Source organism: Streptococcus sp. ELY_90, from assembly GCF_058314475.1.
In genome coordinates, this window is sequence record NZ_JBZFUJ010000001.1 from 42,859 (window position 1) to 63,847 (window position 20,989).

The following is a 20,989-nucleotide window of genomic DNA, read 5'->3' on the forward strand; positions in this document are numbered from 1 at the left end:
TCTGTTTGCTTTTTCTGTGCGAGAGTATGTAAAAAAGCAGAGCCCTAACAGCTCTGCAATAGCCCACCTATTAAATGAGACCGGATGCATCCGGTCTCATTTTTGCAGTTAAAGCCAATCAGTCGTTTATTCGATATCCAAAGGAACTCGGTGTTTAGGTGCCGGAAACAGCTGATTAAGGCGCTCCAGCTGCTCGGTGCTGAGGCGAATGTCTCGGCAGGCGACAAGTTCTTTCATGTGTTTTAACTGTCCTGTTCTTGGAATGGAAATCATATTGGGCTGAGCCAGTGTAAAGACCAGCAGCAGCTGATAGATGTTAATACCTAGTTCGTCAGCCAGTTCAGCCAGATCCTTGTTATCAAGAAGTTTTCTTTGCAGGCTTCCGGCCTGAGCTAAAGGGCAGTAGGCAATCGTGGGAATATTATGCTGATCCTGAAAAGGTTTCAGGCAATATTCAATACCGCGGGAGCCTAAATGATAGAGCACTTCATTGGCCTGACAATTTTCTCCGCCCGGTAGGGCCAGCAGTTCTTCCATGTCTTCTAAATCAAAATTAGACACTCCCCAGGCTTGAATTTTCCCCTTAGCCTTCAGCCGTTCTAATTCTTCAACCGTTTCGGCCAGCGGTGTACCGCCGCGCCAGTGGTAGAGGTAGAGGTCTAAGTAGTCTGTTTGCAGAGCTTTTAGAGAGGCATCAAGGCTTGCTTCCATTCGTTTTTTGTTGGCGTTTGTCGGCAGCACTTTGGAAATGAGGTAGAGTTTCTCGCGATCAAAAGGTTTGATAGCCTTGCCCACCAGCTTCTCAGCCAGACCATGGCCGTACATTTCTGCGGTATCAATAATGGTTATGCCCTTATCCAGAGCATACTGCAGAGCTGCCAGCTCTTCTTTTTCAGCAGCAGGGTTTTCTCCTAAAAACCAAGTACCAACTCCCAAGGTTGGCTGCAATAATAATTTGTTTGGCATGATGAATTCCTCCAATCAGTGTGTCTGGGACAAAAGTCCCACTCTCTTCAATAGACATAAGGATTTTTCCTGTGGGAAATGCTGTTTTATCCGTCAGTTTCTGCATGATTGCTTAAATGTTGGGAAACTTTAGGGCCGATTTAATAGGTATGTCTCAAGTCTAGCACATTCTTTCTGCAAAGGGCATGGTATAGAGACTAAAAATTATTTTTGAATTTTATAAAGGATAGAGGCGAGCTTCAGAACAAAAAAGTCAGAAAGGTTTCTTGGATCATGTCCGGTTTTTTCAGTGATTTTATTGAGTTTGTATTGGACCGTGTTTTTGTGGATGAACAGAGCTTCGGCGCATTTTTTGATGCTGCCGTTGCAGGCTTCGTAGGTATCTAAAAGCGGGATCATCTCATCAATTTCTTTTTGGGAAAGGCGGTCGAATATTTTATCCAGAAAATAGTTTTTGTTGATATCGGCGACATTGTGCAGAATCAGACCGTATTCCATGTCTGTAAAGAGCAGTTCTCTTTTTTGGCGGAAGGTCTTGTTCCAGCTCAGCGCAGTCTTTGCCTGATTGATGCTTTGCTTGAGCTCCTCTTTGCCCCGTCCCGGGGTGCCGACGCCAAATAAGAGAGTTGTATTGTATTTTTTCTCAATAATTTGGGTGATTTGCCGGATAATCTTAGAAACAGCCTGCGGGCGCTTGTCCTGCAGGAGGGCTAAAATCATATTGCCGCGAACCTCAAAGATGGTCTTGCCGTCTCCTAACAAGAGCTCCAAATCAAGGTAGACATTGGATATATCGTCAAAATACTGCTCCGTCAGATTATCCTCGGGCAAACCGACAATAGCCGTGTATTCCTTTGAGGAGAGATTGATACCGTAAAGCATTTCAACTGAAAAATTATCATTGGGACTGTCATCGCTCTGGATATAATCCAGAATGTTTTTATGGGAATTACGTCTGTTGTAAACCAATTCTTTAGCAGCATTGTTAAGAATGAGGATTTTTGTCATTTCCTTAATGATTTGGCCGTATTGAGAAACCTCCTCTTTTTTGCCGGTAATCCCGATGACACCGACAATCTGCTTGTCAATGTCAACCGGCAGATTAATCCCTTGCTTGGCTCCCTCGTACTGATTATCAAATTCGATAACGATAGGCTGATTATTTTCAAGAACAAATTGAGCGCCTTCGTGATTGACCTGTCCGATTCGGCTGGGATCAGTGCTGGCAATGATAATGCCGTCTGTAGAAAAGAAATTTAATTCCTGATTAATAATTTCTTTCATTCGCGTCAGAATGTCCTGAACGACGCTTGCTTCAATCATAAAGCTTTCCCCCTTAAACTGTAAGCACTAAAGTCATTATACTATTTTTTCCTTTGGTTTTTGTAATAAAAAATATTTGTTTTAAATTAAAATACCGAATTGCCTGTTTTAGGGCGGAGAAGATGTTTTTTACTAGACCGATTTTAAAGAAGGCAGGAAACTGATGGCTTCAGCAATAAGAAAGTTTTCTCTGGTATTTAGATTATTGGTCTAGGCAAGAATCGGCAGACGCTTTTAATCTTATGGCAGGGACAAATGCCGTAAAATACAGTGATATGTTACACATACCATAAAAGGACGGCTAAAAGTGGCTCAAACTATAGCTTGTGAAACGTTGAACATAAGAATACGAATATGCTATTATGAAACAGCCGATACTAAGACGGGCAGAAAAAAGAATTTCTGATAGATCCGAAAGCGGGATTGGAGCCAGCGTCAGTCTGCTTTTCGGGACTTCTCGTTCTTAGCAAGCACTCATTGATGGGAGTTAATAACAACATTGAGTTGACGGCAGCTGATTTTCAAACTGCTCAGCATCTCAAGTTGGTGTTTTCTCATGCTACTATATTTTTATAAAAGGAGTTCATTATGGACAGTGGATTAATTAGTTTACTGGGCATCCTGCTTGCCCTGGGATTCTTGATTTGGGGATCTTATAAGCAGTTTCCGATTCTTATTTTAGGTCCCGCTGCCTCTATCATCGTTATTCTCTTGTCTGGCCTGCCGCTGACAAAAAGTCTGACAGAACAATATGCGCCGGCTTTTTCTGACTTTGCTAAGGATAATTTTCTGATTTTCCTGCCGGCAACCGTTCTAGGTTCTATGCTGGGGGATTGCGGTGCTGCTCAGGACATTGCCAATAAGATTGCCGAATGGTCCCTGAAAATGGGCAATAAAAATGCCAAATTTTGGGTTTTGATGGGACTTTCGCTGATTACGGCTATTCTTTCGTTCGGCGGTGTAAGCGGTTTCGTTGTTATCTTTACCATTGCGCCAATCTGTTTCCGTATTTTTAAGGAATTGGATATTCCTTGGCATTTCATCATTGCTGTTGCGGTTTACGGCGGTTCGATGTGGACAGCTATTTTACCGGGTTCTCCGGCTATTCAAAACTTGATTCCGATGGAAACACTGGGAACAAAACCGACTGCAGCGCCAATGCTTGGTATTATTGCTGCCGGAGTATCTATCATTTTTGGTGCCTGGTATATCTGGTGGATGCTCAAACGCAATGAAAAACGCGGTGAAGGTTTTGAAAAGACCGGTCACAAGATGGAAGCAGCTTCACAGGTGTTGGCACTGAAAGCTATGGATAAAGAAACGACTAACTGGGACTTTGTCAAAGCGCTTTTGCCGTCTATCACTTTGATTGTTGCCATGAATGTCTTTAACGTAGCTCCTTATCTTTCTTTGACCATGGGCTGCTTGGTTTGCTTTGTGTTCTACTATAATAAATTTGCTAATTTCAAAAATACCATGGCTGATGGTGTTAATTCAACCATGAAATCTATTATGAATGTTGCGGCTGTTGTAGGTTTCGGCGGCATTGTTGCAGCAGCGCCGGGCTTTGAATACTTGGTTGACAACTTGGATAAGATCCCTGGTCCGCCGCTGATTCAGCTTGCCGTTGCGACTAACTTGGTTGCCGGTATTACCGGTTCAGCTTCGGGCGGTGAAGCGATCTCACTCAATGTCTTTGCTCCGCGTTTCTTAAAACAAGGTATCAGTGCAGATGTCCTGCACCGTATGGTTAATATCTCTTGTTACGGTTTGGATTCCCTGCCGCACAACGGTTCGGTTATCAACCGTTTGAACTACACGCATTTGACACACAAAGAAGGCTACTACCACGAATTCTGGCTGGGAGCTGCTTTCCCGCTGCTTAACTCTGTGTTTATTGCCATTATTGCATCTATGGGTGTTGTTTAAGGCCAATTATTGCATTTGAAGGAGCGTTGAGAAAACGATAACAATCCTCTGCCGTATCTTATGTAACTGAACACGGCTGCGACACTGTGCAAAAAGATAGTTTCTCCTAGCGTCCTGTGATGCTTCGTCGAACCTCCTATTTTGCTTTGTGTCGCTGACGCTCTTTGTATCTTGGTAATTGAACACGGGCTAAAAGCATCGAGAAAAAGATAGCCTGTCTTATGCGCCAGCGCATGGCTTCAAGCCTCCTATTTTCTTCTCGCTTTCTTAACGCCCTTAGCGACACTTCGTTTGGTTAGTCGATCTTACTAACCAAACGAAGTTAGCGGGAGAGGTAGGGAGTGGGAAAGAACCCAAAAATTGAAAATTTTGGTTCGTCTTCCCACCCCCGCACAGTTGGCTAGGTTTTCCGCTTTGGCCTCGTGGCAAAAGGAAAGCCAGCCAACCACTGCGTCAAGAGCTTATTCCAAAACAGGATATTGGACAAGTTTTTGTCCAGCCTCGTTTGTTATCAAGTGCAAAGCACTTAGATAACAATCCTCTGCCGTATCTTATGTAATAATTGAACACGGCTACGACACTGTGCAAAAAGATAAAGACTTCCTAGATGCTAGGCATCTTCGTCAGCTTTCCTATTTTGCTGTGTGTCGCTGACGCTCTTTGTATCTTGGTAATTGAACACGGGCTAAAATCCTAGTAAAAAAGATAAACGTCCTTGTGTCTTGACGACACAGCGTCCGTTTCCTATTTTTATACGGATTTCTTCACGCCCTTAGTATCTTAAATAAAGGAGAAAGATATGGGTAAAGCACCAAAAGTCATTGAGATGACTGTTTATCCGGTAGCTGGTCATGACAGCCCGCTTCTAACGCTGAGCGGCTGTCATGCTCCCTATTTTACGAGAAATGTTGTTGTTTTAAAAGATGACAGCGGCAATCTTGGTATCGGAGAAATTCACGGCGGAGAGCACATCACCAAACAGCTTGAAAGTTATAAGCCTTTTGTCATCGGTGAGCGTGTCAGTGAATACCGCAAGGTTCTGACCAATATTCGCAGGAGCCGTGAAAGAGCGGCACAGGATACTGGTGAAGGCCTGCAGCAGTTAAATATTTCCAATTTAAAATTTGTGGTTCAGTCTGAAGCAGCTATTGAATGTGCCATGCTGGATCTGCTTGGGAAGTTCTTAGAGCTGCCTGTTGCTGCTCTTTTGGGCGAAGGCGGTATTCAGCGTGAAGAGGTTGAATTTTTGGGCTATCTCTTTTATTCGGCAGATTCTGCCAAAATTGATCTGCCTTATGAAAAAAGCGATGGCAGTGACAGCTGGAAATCGCTGCGCCGAACCGAAATGATGACGCCTGAGGCGATTGTCAAACAAGCGCGCGCGCTCAAAGACAAATATGGTTTTAACAATTTTAAACTAAAGGGCGGCGTTTTATCTGGCGAAGAAGAAATGAAGGCGGTTGACGCTTTAAAAGCGGCTTTTCCGGATGCTCGCATCAACATTGATCCTAACGGAGCCTGGACGCTGGAAGAAGCGGTTGCTCTGACACAAGACCGTAAAAATGTGCTGACTTACATTGAGGATCCCTGCGGTCCGGAACAGGGCTTCTCCAGCCGTGAAATCATGGCGGAATACCGCGATGCCACAGGAATTCCTGTGGCTACCAATATGATTGCGACCAACTGGCGTCAATTTCACCATGCTGCGGCTCTGCGCAGCGTCAATATTGTTTTAGCCGATCCGCATTTTTGGACGCTAAACGGCAGTGTTCGCATGGCCTATCTCTTAAATGAATGGGGTCTGACTTGGGGATCGCATTCCAATAATCATTTTGACATTACGCTTGCGACCTTTGTTCAGGTTGCAGCAGCGGCGCCGGGAAACATTGCTCCGGTTGATACCCACTGGATCTGGCAGGACGGTGAATCTCTGCTTAAAGAACCGCTCAGCTTTATTGATGGGAAAATCAAGCTTCCGGATAAACCCGGCTTAGGTGTTGATATTGATTTGGACAAGCTAAGAAACCAAAACGAACTCTACCATCAAATGGATTTTAAAGACCGCGACGATACCATTGCCATGCAGTATCTGGAAGAGGGCTGGCAGTTTGACCCTAACCGGCCGGTCTTTTGCCACCGCTAAATATGGGAGCCTAGTTATATGATAGATAAGATTACAAAAGTTGAAGTAAAATTAATTCGTGTTCCGCTTAAAAAGCCTGTCAGTGATGCCAAGGTTATCCAAGGCAAGCAAACACCGCTGAAAGAAGTGATGATCACAGCAGCTATTATTGAGACAGAAGGTGGCTACACGGGAATGGGGTATACCTACTGCAAACGAAACGGCGGCCCAGCTCAGTACGCTCTGTCAAAAGAATATGCGCCTTTGCTGCTGGGACAGGATCCTAACGATATCAGCCGCCTGTGGAATAAATTATTGTGGTCCAGTATTTCAATCGGTAATACCGGAGTTGCTGTACAGGGAATCACGCCTTTTGATATTGCCCTGTGGGATATCAAAGCTAAACGTGCCGGCTTGCCTTTGAGTAAACTTCTGGGTCAGCATAAGGAATACGTTCCTTGCTACAATACAACCGGCGGTTTCCTGCAGGACACGATTGAAGAGGTTATTGCCCATGCGCAGACTGTGCTCGAGCAGGGAGTCGGAGGTGTAAAAATCAAGGTCGGTCAGCCCGACTACAAAGATGATGTTAAACGTGTCGCCGCTTTGAGAAAGGCTCTGGGGGACGATGTTCCCATTATGATTGATGCCAATCAGCAGTGGGATGTTTCAACAGCCCTTAAGGCCGGCAAGTATTTTGACGACTACAATTTGGTTTGGTTTGAAGAACCTGTGACCTGCCATGATGTTGAAGGACACCTGCGCTTATCACAAGCTCTGGGAACGCCGATTGCAACAGGAGAAATGCTGACCAGTTATGAAGAAGGGGTTCCTTTCTTTGAAAAACGTGCCTTTGATGTCTGCCAGCTCGATGCGCCGCGGATTGGCGGAATTACGCAGTTTCAAAAGGTGCTCCAGCGGGCTGAAGAAAATCATTTAGTCTTGGCGCCGCACTACAGCATGGAGCTCCACTTGCCATTAACAGCCTGCTACAGCGGCGATGCCTGGGTGGAACATTTTGAGTGGTTTGAAACCGTCGGTCTCTTTGAGGAAAAGGTAGAATTGGTCGACGGCAAGATGAAAGTACCGACACGTCTGGGTCTGGGTCTGACGCTCAATCAGGATGTTTTGCCGGATTTACAAGTAGATGCTCAGCTGTTTCAATAAAGAATAAATGAAAAAATGATTTGGGAGGATAAAAAATGTCAGTGCCTACAGTTGTTAAAATGGATGTTTATCCGGTTGCCGGATATGATTCCATGCTATTAAACCTGAGCGGAGCTCACGGCCCTTATTTCACGCGCAATGTTGTCATTTTAGAAGACAGTTCGGGGAATCTGGGTGTCGGTGAGGTTCCGGGCGGCCAAAAAATTACGGATACTCTGGAAAAGGCTAAAGACTTAGTTGTTGGACGCAGCATCGGAGAATATAAAAACATCGTTAAAGAAATCGGCCGGCAATTTGGTCAGCTTGACTCAGGCGGCCGCGGTCTCCAGACCTTTGACCTTCGGACGACCGTCCATGTTCAGACAGCGGTAGAAACACCTCTCCTTGACCTATTAGGTCAGCATCTGCAAGTACCGGTAGCAGCTTTGTTAGGAGACGGACAGGTTCGCGAGGATGTGCCTTTCTTAGGCTATCTCTTCTATGTTGCCGATCCTAATAAAACAGACCTTCCTTACTTGCAAGGAGATGATGACTCTGATGATTGGGGCCGTCTGCGCCGCAAGGAAGCCATGACGCCTGAAGCTGTTGTTGAACTGGCCAAGGCTGCCTACAAGCGCTATGGTTTCAAGGACTTTAAGCTTAAAGGCGGCGTTTTAGAAGGCAAGGAAGAAGCTCAGGCCATCAAGGCTTTGAAAAAAGAATTTCCGAATGCCCGTATCACTCTTGATCCAAACGGTGCTTGGTCCTTGAAAGAAGCTATTGAAATCGGTAAGGATTTAAAAGGCATTGCTGCTTACATTGAAGACCCTTGCGGAGCTGAAGACGGCTTTAGCGGCCGCGAGGTTATGGCTGAGTTTGTCAAGGCGACTGGCATTCCGACAGCTACTAATATGGTTGCGACAGACTGGCGGCAGATGCAGCATTCGGTTGCCCTGCATTCGGTGACTATTCCGCTTGCCGATCCGCATTTCTGGACCATGCAGGGATCAGTTCGTGTTGCTCAGATGTGCCGTGACTTTGGTATGACTTGGGGCGTTCACTCCAACAACCACTTTGATATTTCTCTGGCTATGGTGGCTCATGCGGCTGCAGCTGCACCGGGCGAAATCAATGCCTGTGACACGCATTATATCTGGCAGGACGGTCAGGCTCTGACCGAAAATCCTCATATTATCAGAGATGGTGTCATTCATATTGCCAAAGATTCTGTCGGTCTAGGCATCAAACCTGACTTGGATGCTATCAAAAAAGCACATCAGCTCTATGTTGATAAGGATCTTGGTACGCGTGATGATGCGGCTGCTATGCAGTATTTGATTCCGGGCTGGAAATTTGACAATAAAAAGCCAAGTTTAGTAAGATAGGAGAAACTCAGTGTTTAAGAGAGAAAATGTAAAAGGAATTGTCGTTCCGATTATTACCCCTGTTGATGATAATGAAAATATTGACGATAGCAGACTGCGGAAAATCGTCAATCATGTCATTGAAAACGGGGTGCATGGCATCTTAGCCTTTGGCAGCAATTCAGAGTTTTATATGTTTGAGCCGAACGAGATGTTCCGTGCTTTGGATGTCATGCTGGAAGAGGCTGCCGGCCGTGTTCCAATTTATTTCGGTATCGGAGCCATTCGCACTCGCAAATGTATTGAGCTCGCTCAGGAAGCTGCCAAACGGGATATTGCCGCTGTTTCAGTGCTGAATCCTATGTTCATTAAGCCAACTCCTGAAGCCCTGTATCATCATTTTAAAGCTATTGCTGACAGTGTCCCTGATACGGCTATGCTGCTTTATAATAACCCGGGGCGCTCCGGCTATACGATTCCGCTGGACATCATTGTCCGTTTGGCTCATGATGTGCCAAATATTATCGGTATCAAGGAATCAAGCGGGGATATCACCTTTTGCAGTGAACTTGTCCGTCAGACTCAGGATGTCAATTTTCGAGTGATGACAGGTAAAGATACCGTTGTATTTCCTGGTCTTTGTGTCGGCGCTGTCGGCAGCGTCTGCTCTACAGCCAATATGTACACGCAGCTGGTCAGCAGCATCTATGATTATTATGCTGCCGGTGATTTTGACAAATCGCTGGAAGCTCAGTTTAAACTAAATCCGATTCGTCTGTCTCAGGATGCAGCAAGCTTCCCGGCAGCAACCAAGGATATGGCAAATCTGATGGGTATGGACATGGGCAAGTCTGTTCTGCCGACGGAAGCAACGACCGGACCGGTATTGGAAAAGATGAAAGAAGAAATGCGTAAGGGCGGTTTTCTTCCATCTGGTGAGTAAAGAATTAGCAGGAGGTATGAGTATGGGGAAAAGAATTGTCATTGCATCGGATTCTTTTAAAGGCAGTGCCAGTTCTAAAGAAGTTGGGACCTATATTTCTGAGGGCATCCATAGCTTGTATCCTGATTATGAAACAAAGATTTTTTCCATTGCTGACGGCGGTGAGGGAACTGTTGATGCTATCCTTGATGTCAATCAGGGTGAGAAAGTTACAGTTTGTGTCCAAGGGCCGCTTGGTTCCCCTGTCAATGCTTCCTATGCTATTATTGATGGTGGGAAAACAGCTGTTTTAGAAATGGCAGCAGCATCCGGTATAACATTAGTTGAACCGGGAGCTTTAGATGTCATGAAGGCGTCAACCTACGGTACCGGCCAAATGATTAAGAGTGCTTTAGAGCATGGCGTTGAGCGGATCTATATTGGTATCGGCGGTTCAGCAACCAATGATGGCGGTATGGGAATGGCGGCAGCTCTCGGTGTGAAGTTCTTTGACGCACAGGGAAAAGAACTGACTGCAAATGGTGAGAATTTGAGTCAGGTAGTCAGTTTGGACGCATCTGCTGCAGAAGGCCGTTTTGATTCTGTGGAGCTGATTATTTTGTCTGATGTAACCAATCCGCTTTGCGGCAGCAATGGGGCAACGGCAATTTACGGCCCTCAAAAGGGAGCCAGTGAGGACTTGATAAAGGTTTTGGATGAAGGGCTTGCTAATTTTGCACAGGTGATTAAGAAGACTCTGCACAAAGATATTAAGGATATTCCCGGCGCAGGAGCCGCAGGAGGTCTGGGGGCAGGTCTGATGGCTTTCTTAAACGGCCAGTCTCAGCGCGGCATTGATAAGATTCTTCAGATGATTCACATTGAAGAGGATATTAAAAAAGCTGACTTGGTCATTACCGGCGAAGGACGCATGGACGGCCAGTCAATCAACGGCAAAGCCCCTATCGGGATTGCAGCCATTGCTAAAAAATACGATGTTCCTACAGTAGCGATTGTAGGCAGCCGTTCTTTAGAGTTGAACGAAGTCTACCATCAAGGAATAGCAGGTGTTTTTGATATCGTTAATCGTCCGATGACCTTGGAAGAAGCGATGGCTGACACCGAAACTCTGGTGGCATCAGCCAGCCGCAACCTCATTACATTATTTAGTACACTGACTAAATAAAAAAGGCTGTCGCTTAGCAATTATGGTATACAGACTATTTATCTTGAAATAAGGGTCTGTTAAAATGTAAAGTATAGAATTCAGAAAGGGATGTAAGTAAAAATGAAAATTGGATTTGTCGGATTAGGTATTATGGGAAAACCAATGGCTATCAATTTGGTAAAGGCTGGTCATGAGGTCTATGGTTTTGACTTTAATCAAGCCAGTATTGATGCCTTGGTAGCAGCCGGAGGCCAAGCTGCAGAGAGTGGTAAAGATGCTGCTCAAAAAGGTGATATTGTGATCACCATGCTGCCAAATTCACCGCATGTAAAAGCAGCTCTGTTTAATGAAAACGGGATTGCTGAAGGCTTAAGTGCCGGTCAGACTGTTATCGACATGAGCTCTATTTCACCGGTAGCCAGCAAAGAATTTTATGATAAATTAAAAAAACTGTCAGTTTCCTTCCTAGATGCTCCGGTATCCGGCGGTGAACCTAAGGCTATTGACGGTACTATTGCTGTTATGGTCGGCGGTGACGAAAAAGTCTTTGAACAATATAAGGATGTTTTACAGGCTATGGCCAGCAGTGTAACGCTCGTCGGGGAAGTCGGTGCTGGTAATTTGACGAAATTAGCCAATCAAATGATTGTTGCAGTCAATATTGCGGCGGTGTCAGAAGCCTACTCTTTGGCTAAGAAAGCCGGAGTTGATCCATCCCGCGTTTATGAAGCCATTCGCGGCGGTTTGGCCGGCTCGACTGTCATGGATCAAAAATCACAAAAGATCTTTGACGGCGATTTTGCTCCGGGCTTCCGTATTGATTTGCATATCAAGGACTTGCAAAATGCTCTGGACGCATCACACTCTTACAATGTGTCAACGCCGTTTACCGCACAGGCTATGGAAATTCTGCAAGTGCTCAAAGCTCATGATTACGGTTCAGACGACCATTCGGCTATTGCGCGCTACTATGAATTGGTCAATGGTCAAAAATTGCAGTAACTGTGTGCAAGAGTTAACAAGGTGAAATAAGGCATTATCTTTTTAGTTAGTAGGACAAAAGTAAAGCATAACGAGACTTGTTTTTCTGCTTTTTGCAGAAGGCAGGTCTTTTTTATTAGCTCATTGTCAACTGCAGTGGATGATGCATGCTTTTTGACCATAGTAAAAACACTTCTGTGCTCCGGTACACAAGATGCCGGCAGAAGTGTTTTTGTGTCTTGATCAAAGAGGCAAAGCCAAAGTCTGTAAAGCTTTCAGAGTTTTTGCTATTTCTTTACAATAAGATTGACAGCCTCTTGAATACGTTTTTCCTGCAAAGCAGGATTATCACTGGGCTCTTCGATAATCTGGGTAATTTTGCTGGCAATGACCAGTCCCATCGTGCGGTTGATGCTGGAACGGACGGCAGAGAGTTGTGTAATAATGTCAATGCATTCTTGGTCTTCTGCCATCATTTTTTGGATGCCTCGTAACTGTCCTTCGGCTCGTTTTAGACGATTGATAATATCTTTTTGCTCTTTTTTCATGGCTTTATTATACTGACTGGGGGTATTTTTGTCAAATATGAAAGCAAGAAGTGAAATAGTTGACAAGTGTTTGGAGCTTATGTTAATATCTAAATATACCCTGTGGGGTATATAAATTTAAAAGGAGAAGTCATGCTTCAATTGTTCAAAAAATTATTTTCCTATTCAGGGAAAAGTATTACTGCTGCTGAGTTAGAGAGTATTTTAAGCGAGAAAAAAATTACTTTGTTAGATGTTCGGGAACCCCAAGAATACCGGGATGGGCATATCAAGGGAGCGCGAAACTTTCCGCTGCAGGCTATTCCTACCTATCGAGGAAAAAAATCTGAACCGGTTTATGTTATTTGCCAGTCCGGGATGCGAAGCAAGCGGGCAGCAAATTTATTAAGCAAAGAAGGTTATGATGTCATCAATGTCAAAGGCGGTATGATGTCATACAAAGGAAAAATCATATAAATGGAGGCTAAATCTATGAAAATCGTTATTGTTGGCGGAGTAGCCGGAGGGATGTCAGCGGCAACCCGTTTGCGCCGCTTGATGGAAGATGCAGAAATCATCGTTTTTGATAAGGGACCTTATGTCTCCTTTGCCAATTGCGGCTTACCCTTTCACGTTTCCGGAGAAATAGCAGAGCGCTCAAGTTTGCTGGTGCAAACACCGGAACAGCTGAAAGCTCGTTTCGAATTGGATGTGCGTCCTGAAACAGAAGTCCTCTCCATTGATCCGGTTAAAAAAGAAGTGACAGCAATGTCAAATGACCGAAAATACACGGAAAGCTATGACAAACTAATCCTGTCACCCGGGGCAAAACCTTTTGTTCCGCCGATGACAGGTTTAGATGAGGCAGAAAATGTCTTTGTACTTCGCAATATTCCTGATTTGGATAAAATTATGGCTCGTCTGGATGGCCTTGCTGCCCGCAAGGCAACTGTTATTGGGGCTGGCTTTATCGGTCTTGAAATGGCCGAAAGTCTGGCTAAAAAGGGCTTAAAAGTAACCATCGTTGAAAAGGCGCCGCATGTTTTACCGCCATTGGACGAAGAAATGGCCGCTTTTGTAGAAGATGAATTGCTTAAAAAAGGCGTTGCTGTTTATACCAATCAATCCGCACAGGCCTTTTCTGATAAGGGTCAGGTCATTGTCTTAGAAGATGGTACAGAACTGCAGTCTGATGTAACCATTCTTTCTGTCGGTGTACAGCCCGAAAATGACTTGGCTAAGTCAGCAGGGATTGCTTTAGGCCTGCGCGGAGGTATCTTGGTAGATGAGCATTACCAAACCAATCAGCCGGATATCTATGCCGTCGGTGATGCTATTGTTGTGAAACAGCAGATTACGGGAGAAGATGCCTTAATTTCCTTAGCCAGTCCGGCCAATCGTCAGGGTCGGCAAGTGGCTGACAGTATCGCTGGTTTGCCGCGTCAAAATAAGGGAAGTATCGGAACTGCTATTGTCCGTGTCTTTGATATGACAGCAGCTTCTGCCGGCTTGAGTGAACGAATGGCTCATAAGCATTTTGAGGATGTGGCAGTTGTCCATACAACCGGCAACGATCATGCAGGTTATTACCCCGGAGCAACATCTATTACCCTAAAATTGGTTTTCAATCCCAAAACGGGTGCTATTTATGGGGCACAGGCTGTCGGACAAAAGGGAGTTGACAAGCGGATTGATATTTTGTCAACAGCTATAAAGGCCGGCTTGACTGTTTTTGATCTGCCCGAGTTGGAGTTCACCTACGCTCCGCCATTTGGTTCTGCCAAGGATCCGGTCAATATGATTGGCTATGCGGCAAGTAATTTGGCTGAAGGGACGAGCGACAATGTTCAATGGCATGAACTCAAGGATGCATTAGCCGCAGGGAAAGTTCTGCTTGATGTTCGGACAGCTTCTGAAATTGCTAACGGGCGTTTTCCTGATGCCGTAACGATTCCGCTTGATGAGCTGCGGGAGCGCTTAGGTGAGCTGGATAAAGACAAAGCCTATATTGTAAGCTGCCACAGCGGCCTGCGTTCTTACCTTGCAGAGCGGATTTTGAAACAAAATGGTTTCAAAGTACAAAATCTGGACGGAGCGTATTCACTGTACAATATGGTTAGACCAAAGGAGATAATTCATGATTAAAGTTGCTGATATTAAAGCCATTGAAAAAGATTTAGAAGCAAAAGCTTTTAATCTGATTGACGTGCGCGAGACAGATGAGTTTGCAGCAGGCCATGTTCCGGGTGCCGTCAATCTGCCTCTGAGCGAATTAGCCAGCCGTTATCAAGAGTTGGCGGCAGATAAGCCCTATCATATCATCTGTCAAATGGGCGGTCGTTCTGCACAGGCCTGTGCTTTTCTGGATAGTAAAGGATATGATGTTACCAACATCAGCGGCGGAACAGGTGCTTGGACAGGCAGCTTAGAGCAATAAAGACGAACACTTTTCAAAAGGTCCGGAAATAGCTTAGGAACAAGCCATGATGACGAGACTTGTTTGGAATAATTAAAATTTGGAACCATAACAAAACCCTTTTTTCTGTTTTATATGTGAACAGAAAAAAAGGGTTTTTTATTTGAAAAAATACAGAAAAAAAGCGCAAAAAATCACTTCCTATGTTATACTGTAATTAAATTTTTTAAGATTTGGTGTTAGAACTGTTGCCTCAGTCCTAGCGCCTTTTCTTTTTGATAAGGCTGGTGGGTAGAGAGTAATTTGTAAATAATTCTGAGTAACTTATGGGCACAGGCAATGACAGCTTTCATCTTACTGCCTCTTAGGGAAATTCGGTTGTATAATGATGAAAAAGCTGGGTCTTTGGAGTGTGCCGCAATTAGTCCAGACATGGTCAGAGCCTGTTTGAGATAATGATTTCCTTGTGTGATATGCGAGGATTTTTTTATTCCTGCACTCTCGTAAGAACCAGGGCAAAGTCCAGCCCAAGAGGCCAGGTGTCCATCTGTTTCAAAAGCATCGACAGTCGGCCCAATCTCAGCTAAAACAGTGGCTACACAGGCTTCACTCACCCCAGGAATGGTTTGGAGCCGTCTCTTTTCTTCAGGGAAACTCCTTTGCGATATAAGCCTGAATTTGGGAGGTTAATTTTTCAATGAGTTCCTGATACATCTGATATTCTTCTAAACTCTGATTCAAGAGGAATCGGTCCTCGACAGATAGTTTTCCATTCATCGCCTCAACTAATTCTTCAGGACTAGCTTTAATATGTCTTTGAAGGCAAGATGAGACACTTTCAGAGTCAATGACCTCTCTCTCCATTGATAAAGAGAGTTAGAAGTGCTTGTCCTGTTTTCGAAAAGACGTCGGAAAGATAGCTGGTCAGTTTAATATTGGCACGTTGAAGAAGGTTATGCATCTCGTTCTTGACTTGTGTTTGACGCTGTTTATAGGAACGCAGACGACGGGTGAGCAAGCGTAACTGCATCACTTCAGGACTTGGGATATAAGAGGGGGCAATCAGACCACAGCGCCCCAATTGTGCGATCCATTCGGCATCTTTCATGTCTGTTTTGCGTCCTGGGACATTCTTAATGTGCTGCGGATTGGCTAAAATGAGAACTAAGTCAGAGTCTGAGAAGATGTTAAAGAGTGGCAGCCAGTACTGACCAGTGGATTCAAAGAAGACATGAGTCACATGGTTTTCCTCTAACCAAGTTAGGGCCTTTTGAAGAGCGACAGTCGTTGTACCGAATGTCTTCTGAATTTTCTTGGGTTTGTTGGTATCAAGCGGACCATCCAGGATACAACAAACGATGGATTTTTGGTGGACATCAATGCCACAGCAGGTTTCAATCATGACTTCCATATGAAAAGCCTCCTATTCTAAACGTGAACAATGGAATAAGAGGCTTTTAGTAATTTTATTTTCACGCTTCCCTGCGTATTCGAGTTCTCTCATGACTCTTATTCATCCAGTTTTGTGTACAGGCTAGGCAAAGCCCTATTAAAGACCACGGATTTGCATTGTTCAACTTTATTATAAGCTGAAGATCCTTTTCTGTCATGAGTTAGCAGGCTATGCCTGCTTAGAGTTTTGTGTCTTAAAACAGCGCATTAGTGACAGGCGGCAAATCAGCTGCTATGCAAGTATATCTGGGGATATTTGCGGATGAAGATTTTGTTTTGGTAGTATGGAGAAATTCCAGACTGTGCAGCTACTCAGTCATCACGGACAGCTGCCTTTGGACAGTATCAATGGTTACCTGAGCACCGATGGTAAAGGTAAACAGCGGCTGTGTATGAGCAAAATCAAGGTCATACATAACAGGAATCCTTTTTAAAACCGGATGTTTATCCAGAATAAAGTGCCAGATATCTTCAGTCATTTGAGCTTCCTTAGGAAAACGTCCAAAGACAACTGCCTGCGGGTCAGGGTAGACCTGCAAAAGAGCAGCCAGATTGCGGGCGACTTCGGTATAATGCTCTTCTTGAGCTCCCTCTAAAAAAAGAACATAGTTTTCTGGTTTAGGTGCAAATTCTGTTCCGCGCAAGAGCCCAAAAGTAGACAGATTCCCGCCGATGATGGTTCCCTGAGCCTTGCCGTCATTGTAAATTTTCCACTCGGTCGGCTTAAAATGGCGCGGCTGGCTGGGATCATACCAAGCATCATCGGACCATTCCCTGCTGGGAACAAGGCTGTAAGAATGTCTGGTAACAGCATTGAGCCACATTCTGCTTTGGTAGTCTTGGCCTTCATTCATCTTAAAACTTGAATAAGAAGGTCCCATATAGGTCTCCATGCCGGTTTTAGCATAGATAGCATTCAAAAGAGCTGTGGTATCAGAATAACCGCAGATGATCTTAGGATGACGCTTTATCAGATCATAATCCAGATAAGGAAGCAGTTCGTTGGCATTAAAGCCTCCGATAGTAGCCAAAATCGCATTAACATGATCTTCGCGAAAGGCGTCGTGCAAGTCAGCCACGCGGCTGGCAATCGAACTTGAATGGAGCAGGTCGCTTTCCATATAATTATTGGAAAAGGAGACGGTAAAGCCTAATTTTTCCAAGGTTCTTTTAGCAGATAAATTAGCATTGAAGCCCCCTAAAAGCTCGATAGAGCTTGAGGGGCTGAGGACTCTGATGTGATCACCATAGGTTAGTTTTTTCATAAATCTTCCTTCCTGGACAAATGACGGTATAGGATAAACTGTTGAGGGTCTTTGACTGCCCTATCGCTAATGAAATCGCTAAAGATAGCATCGCAAGTGCTCCTTGATCCGATTTTTTGCAGCAGCGACAGATGAATCAAGGCCTTGCCAGAAATCTTTGAAAATCCTGCTTAGGGGCAAGGACTAAAAAAGCCGCTCCAGCAGGCAAATAACTCATCTCAGTTATTAAGAGTTTTGTCTATTTCTATTTTATCATCTTGTTGGCCATTTGGGGATAAGTTTTTTGAGAATTTGAAGATTGCCTATATTAAAGCTTGTTTGTCAGACAGGCCTTAGAGCATTGAGCAGAGCGGGGGAAATTTTCTGGACAAAACAAAAACCGAGACGATAAATCTCAGTTTTACTTGTATTTTTTAAGGCGGTAGACGGATTTGAACCGACGATCAAGCTTTTGCAGAGCCGTGCCTTACCACTTGGCTATACCGCCGTAACATTCATTATTTTACCTTAAAAATGTTTGTAAGTCAAGAAACCAATGGTCAATGTCCTGAGGCTAGACAAATACACCGAAACAGTATCTGGATTTTAGCTTAAAAAGGCAGTAGACAAAAATTTACGCTATCTGCTGTAATAAAATATATTAAAAGAAGCTATATATTTTTCATATGTCACAGTATAAAGATAGGATTTATATACGAATAAGATCAATTTTGCTATAATATAATACATGAAACCTTTTACAAAATGGACTGGTGGGAAAAGAAAATTACTGCCTAGTTTACAAAGCTATATGCCAGACAAATTTAATCGCTATTTTGAACCTATGGTGGGCGGCGGAGCTTTGTTTTTTGAACTGGAACCACAAAATGCAGTCATCAATGATTTTAATACAGAGTTAATAAATACATATTTACAGATTAAAGATAAACCAGCAGAATTATTAGATTTACTACGCTTGCATAAGGAAAATAATAGTAAGGAATATTATTTAAAAATTCGCTCGGCTGATCGAGATGGTAGACTAGAGAGAATGTCTAATGTTGAACGAGCCGCTAGAATACTTTACATGTTAAGAGTTGACTTTAACGGTCTTTATCGAGTTAATTCAAAAAACCAATTTAATGTTCCTTATGGAAAATATAAAAATCCCAAGATTGTTGATAGTGATTTGATTTATAGCATCAGTGAATACTTAAATGACAATCAAATCACTATTTTGAATACTGATTTTGAGGAAGCAGTTCAGGATGTAAAAAAAGGTGATTTTGTTTATTTTGATCCTCCTTATATTCCAATTACAGAAACAAGTTCATTTACTTCTTACACTCATGAGGGTTTTTCTTATGAGGAACAGATTAGGTTGAGGGATACATTCAAATATTTGAATGATAGGGGAGCATACGTTATGCTTTCTAATTCTTCAAGTTTTTTAGTTGAAGAACTCTATCAGGAGTTTAACATCCATTATGTTGAAACACAGAGAACTAATGGGGCAAAAAGTTCAAGTAGAGGTAAAATTTCAGAAGTTATTATTACAAACTATGAGTAAAAAACGGATATAAATATGGAGGTGTGTTATCATGATAAAACCATATTATCATAGGGATAAAATCATTCTTGTACATGCTGATATATTTGATTTTTTGAAGAAGGTAAAATCTGAAAGTATGGATATGATTTTCGCAGATCCACCATATTTTTTAAGTAATGGAGGTTTTTCTAACTCAGGTGGGCAGGTGGTATCTGTTAATAAGGGAGAATGGGATCAGATATCGTCTCTTAAAGAAAAACATGATTTTAATCGTCGTTGGATAAGACTTTCCAAAAAAATTTTGAAGGCTAATGGGACTATTTGGATTTCTGGAAGTTTGCATAATATTTACTCTGTTGGTATGGCTTTGGAGCAAGAAGGTTTTAAAATATTGAATAATATTACATGGCAAAAGACCAATCCAGCACCTAATTTATCTTGTCGCTGTTTCACGCATTCAACTGAGACTATATTGTGGGCTAGAAAAGCAGATAAAAAAGTTAAGCATTTTTATAATTATAATTTAATGAAAAAAATTAATAACGGAAAACAGATGAAAGATGTTTGGATTGGAAGTTCGACTAAAAAAAGCGAAAAGTGGGCAGGAAAACATCCAACTCAAAAACCGGAGTATTTACTAGAACGTATTATTTTAGCAAGTACTAGGGAGGGAGATTATATATTAGATCCCTTTGTTGGAAGCGGTACAACAGGAGTTGTTGCTAAGAAGCTTGGAAGACGATTTATCGGTGTTGATTCAGAAATAGATTATTTAAGAATTGCACGAACAAGATTGGAAAAAGTACATGACTAATAATATAGACAATAATTTGAAATATAATGTTTTTGATTATCTTAATTTATCTTCTGAAGACAAATTAGAGTTTTTCATGGAAACTCGTTCATCTCTGAGTTTTCTCGCTTCTTATTGGTTTAATTTTGATAATGTTAAAGCCAATATTTCTACTTATGATGAACCGGATTTATATACTTTGGACTATTTAATTGGGAAATCAAATCAAGAGATTGATAATTTTTTTAAAGAACGACCGGATTTATTGTTGTTGCTTCCTAAACTTTTGGGGATCAGGGATAATAAATTCGAAAAACCAATTCGGAATAAAATTTTAAAAATTCAAGATGTTTCAGGTGTTTATACCTTGGACTTTAAGGATATTGATCTTGATAAGTTAGATCTTTATCTTCAGTTCTTACATGATAGTGGTTTGGATTGGGTTTTCAAAATTGGATTAAGGAAATCAGTTCACGATTATGCTGTAGGCGTAGAAGCTGGTATGGATTCTAATGGTCGAAAAAATAGAAGTGGAGATATGGGCGAACTATATTTGGAGACAGCTTTGAAAAAAATTGGGGAAGCAAAAGGCTGGCTAGCCCATGGTCAGTCGACTCGCAGTAGTATCAAAGAATGGTATGGAATTGATTTAGATGAGAGCTTTCAAAATCGTCGTTTTGATGGATCGCTATTTAATCCTATACGAAAAAAATTGTATTTGTTTGAGGTGAATAATTTTAATTCTAGTGGTTCTAAGTCAAAAGCTTCAGCGACTGAGTTTAAAGATTTACATGATCGATTCAGTAGGACTAACCATGAGTTTATCTATATTACTGATGGAAAAGGATGGGATAGTGATAGGTCACATTTGATTGAGGCTATGGAATATATCGGTAAAGTCTTTAATTATAGAATGATTGAATCTGGCTATTTAAATAGCTATCTTGAATAATACTGACAAATAAATCATTATTTTAGCGGATATTTAGCTATTGTTTAAATATCTGCTTATTTTATTAAGGAGTGAAAATTATGAAAGGAATTTTTCGTAGCATGACGCAGTATTGAAGTAGAATTCTCTTGC

At 42.8% G+C, this 20,989-nt stretch carries 19 protein-coding genes and 1 tRNA gene; 13 read left to right on the top strand and 7 right to left on the bottom strand.

Features of this window, described 5'->3' with window-relative positions; genetic code table 11:
• Nucleotides 1-126 precede the first annotated feature (126 nt).
• Both AC4HAF_RS00220 and AC4HAF_RS00225 read right to left on the bottom strand, forming a co-directional pair.
• Complete coding sequence (locus AC4HAF_RS00220; RefSeq protein WP_491091606.1) at nucleotides 127-966, bottom strand: aldo/keto reductase; 840 nt, start codon at nucleotides 964-966, stop codon at nucleotides 127-129.
• Between the two features lie 204 nt (nucleotides 967-1,170).
• Complete coding sequence (locus tag AC4HAF_RS00225; RefSeq protein ID WP_491091607.1) at nucleotides 1,171-2,289, bottom strand: CdaR family transcriptional regulator; 1,119 nt, start codon at nucleotides 2,287-2,289, stop codon at nucleotides 1,171-1,173.
• A 588-nt stretch (nucleotides 2,290-2,877) separates the two neighbouring features.
• Here AC4HAF_RS00225 and AC4HAF_RS00230 point away from each other — a divergent pair.
• From AC4HAF_RS00230 to garR, 7 genes are all read left to right on the top strand, one after another.
• Entirely contained in the window at nucleotides 2,878-4,218 is a 1,341-nt protein-coding gene (locus tag AC4HAF_RS00230) for a GntP family permease (protein WP_491091608.1), read from the top strand.
• Between the two features lie 799 nt (nucleotides 4,219-5,017).
• Entirely contained in the window at nucleotides 5,018-6,361 is a 1,344-nt protein-coding gene (locus tag AC4HAF_RS00235) for an enolase C-terminal domain-like protein (RefSeq protein ID WP_491096196.1), read from the top strand.
• 18 nt (nucleotides 6,362-6,379) lie between these two features.
• Complete coding sequence (locus AC4HAF_RS00240; protein ID WP_491096197.1) at nucleotides 6,380-7,507, top strand: L-talarate/galactarate dehydratase; 1,128 nt, start codon at nucleotides 6,380-6,382, stop codon at nucleotides 7,505-7,507.
• Nucleotides 7,508-7,542: 35 nt separating this feature from the next.
• Nucleotides 7,543-8,871, top strand: coding sequence for an enolase C-terminal domain-like protein (locus AC4HAF_RS00245; protein WP_491096198.1), 1,329 nt, complete (start codon nucleotides 7,543-7,545; stop codon nucleotides 8,869-8,871).
• Nucleotides 8,872-8,881: 10 nt separating this feature from the next.
• A complete protein-coding gene (locus AC4HAF_RS00250) occupies nucleotides 8,882-9,793 on the top strand; it encodes a dihydrodipicolinate synthase family protein (RefSeq protein ID WP_491096199.1) in 912 nt (303 codons plus the stop codon).
• Nucleotides 9,794-9,815: 22 nt separating this feature from the next.
• Nucleotides 9,816-10,958: a glycerate kinase gene (locus tag AC4HAF_RS00255; RefSeq protein ID WP_491096200.1), complete on the top strand. Its 1,143-nt coding sequence runs from the start codon at nucleotides 9,816-9,818 to the stop codon at nucleotides 10,956-10,958.
• Nucleotides 10,959-11,060: 102 nt separating this feature from the next.
• Complete coding sequence (gene garR / locus AC4HAF_RS00260) at nucleotides 11,061-11,942, top strand: 2-hydroxy-3-oxopropionate reductase (protein WP_491096201.1); 882 nt, start codon at nucleotides 11,061-11,063, stop codon at nucleotides 11,940-11,942.
• Nucleotides 11,943-12,208: 266 nt separating this feature from the next.
• Here the strand turns inward: garR and AC4HAF_RS00265 are convergent, their stop codons facing one another.
• Nucleotides 12,209-12,469, bottom strand: coding sequence for a metal-sensitive transcriptional regulator (locus AC4HAF_RS00265; RefSeq protein ID WP_491096202.1), 261 nt, complete (start codon nucleotides 12,467-12,469; stop codon nucleotides 12,209-12,211).
• A gap of 132 nt (nucleotides 12,470-12,601) precedes the next feature.
• Here AC4HAF_RS00265 and AC4HAF_RS00270 point away from each other — a divergent pair, with 132 nt between their 5' ends.
• Genes AC4HAF_RS00270 through AC4HAF_RS00280 form a run of 3 tightly spaced genes read left to right on the top strand, consistent with a single transcriptional unit; the run spans nucleotide 12,602 to nucleotide 14,885 of the window.
• A complete protein-coding gene (locus AC4HAF_RS00270; RefSeq protein WP_491096203.1) occupies nucleotides 12,602-12,925 on the top strand; it encodes a rhodanese-like domain-containing protein in 324 nt (107 codons plus the stop codon).
• Between the two features lie 15 nt (nucleotides 12,926-12,940).
• Entirely contained in the window at nucleotides 12,941-14,593 is a 1,653-nt protein-coding gene (locus AC4HAF_RS00275) for an FAD-dependent oxidoreductase (protein WP_491096204.1), read from the top strand.
• Nucleotides 14,586-14,885 (top strand): rhodanese-like domain-containing protein, encoded by a 300-nt coding sequence (locus AC4HAF_RS00280; RefSeq protein WP_491096205.1) that lies wholly within the window; start codon nucleotides 14,586-14,588, stop codon nucleotides 14,883-14,885. Before AC4HAF_RS00275 ends, AC4HAF_RS00280 begins: the two co-directional genes overlap by 8 nt.
• Before the next feature lie 218 nt (nucleotides 14,886-15,103).
• On the opposite strand, the gene AC4HAF_RS00285 is transcribed toward AC4HAF_RS00280, so the two are convergent.
• The 4 genes from AC4HAF_RS00285 to AC4HAF_RS00300 form a co-directional block, all read right to left on the bottom strand.
• Entirely contained in the window at nucleotides 15,104-15,532 is a 429-nt protein-coding gene (locus AC4HAF_RS00285) for a transposase (protein WP_491096395.1), read from the bottom strand.
• A gap of 176 nt (nucleotides 15,533-15,708) precedes the next feature.
• On the bottom strand, nucleotides 15,709-16,275 hold the full coding sequence (locus AC4HAF_RS00290; RefSeq protein WP_491096206.1) for an IS110 family transposase: 567 nt from the start codon (nucleotides 16,273-16,275) through the stop codon (nucleotides 15,709-15,711).
• A 349-nt stretch (nucleotides 16,276-16,624) separates the two neighbouring features.
• A complete protein-coding gene (locus AC4HAF_RS00295) occupies nucleotides 16,625-17,581 on the bottom strand; it encodes a S66 family peptidase (RefSeq protein WP_491096207.1) in 957 nt (318 codons plus the stop codon).
• Nucleotides 17,582-17,997: 416 nt separating this feature from the next.
• Nucleotides 17,998-18,068 (bottom strand) — tRNA-Cys (locus AC4HAF_RS00300).
• 240 nt (nucleotides 18,069-18,308) lie between these two features.
• On the opposite strand from AC4HAF_RS00300, the gene AC4HAF_RS00305 reads away from it, so the two are divergent.
• From AC4HAF_RS00305 to AC4HAF_RS00315, 3 genes are read left to right on the top strand one after another with little or no spacing between them, the layout of a single operon-like run.
• Nucleotides 18,309-19,130, top strand: a complete 822-nt coding sequence (locus tag AC4HAF_RS00305; RefSeq protein ID WP_491096208.1) for a DNA adenine methylase — start codon at nucleotides 18,309-18,311, stop codon at nucleotides 19,128-19,130.
• A 31-nt stretch (nucleotides 19,131-19,161) separates the two neighbouring features.
• Nucleotides 19,162-19,926, top strand: coding sequence for a DNA-methyltransferase (locus AC4HAF_RS00310; protein ID WP_491096209.1), 765 nt, complete (start codon nucleotides 19,162-19,164; stop codon nucleotides 19,924-19,926).
• On the top strand, nucleotides 19,919-20,857 hold the full coding sequence (locus AC4HAF_RS00315; RefSeq protein WP_027975157.1) for a DpnII family type II restriction endonuclease: 939 nt from the start codon (nucleotides 19,919-19,921) through the stop codon (nucleotides 20,855-20,857). The genes AC4HAF_RS00310 and AC4HAF_RS00315 overlap by 8 nt, the downstream gene beginning before the upstream one ends.
• The last annotated feature ends 132 nt before the right edge of the window (nucleotides 20,858-20,989 follow it).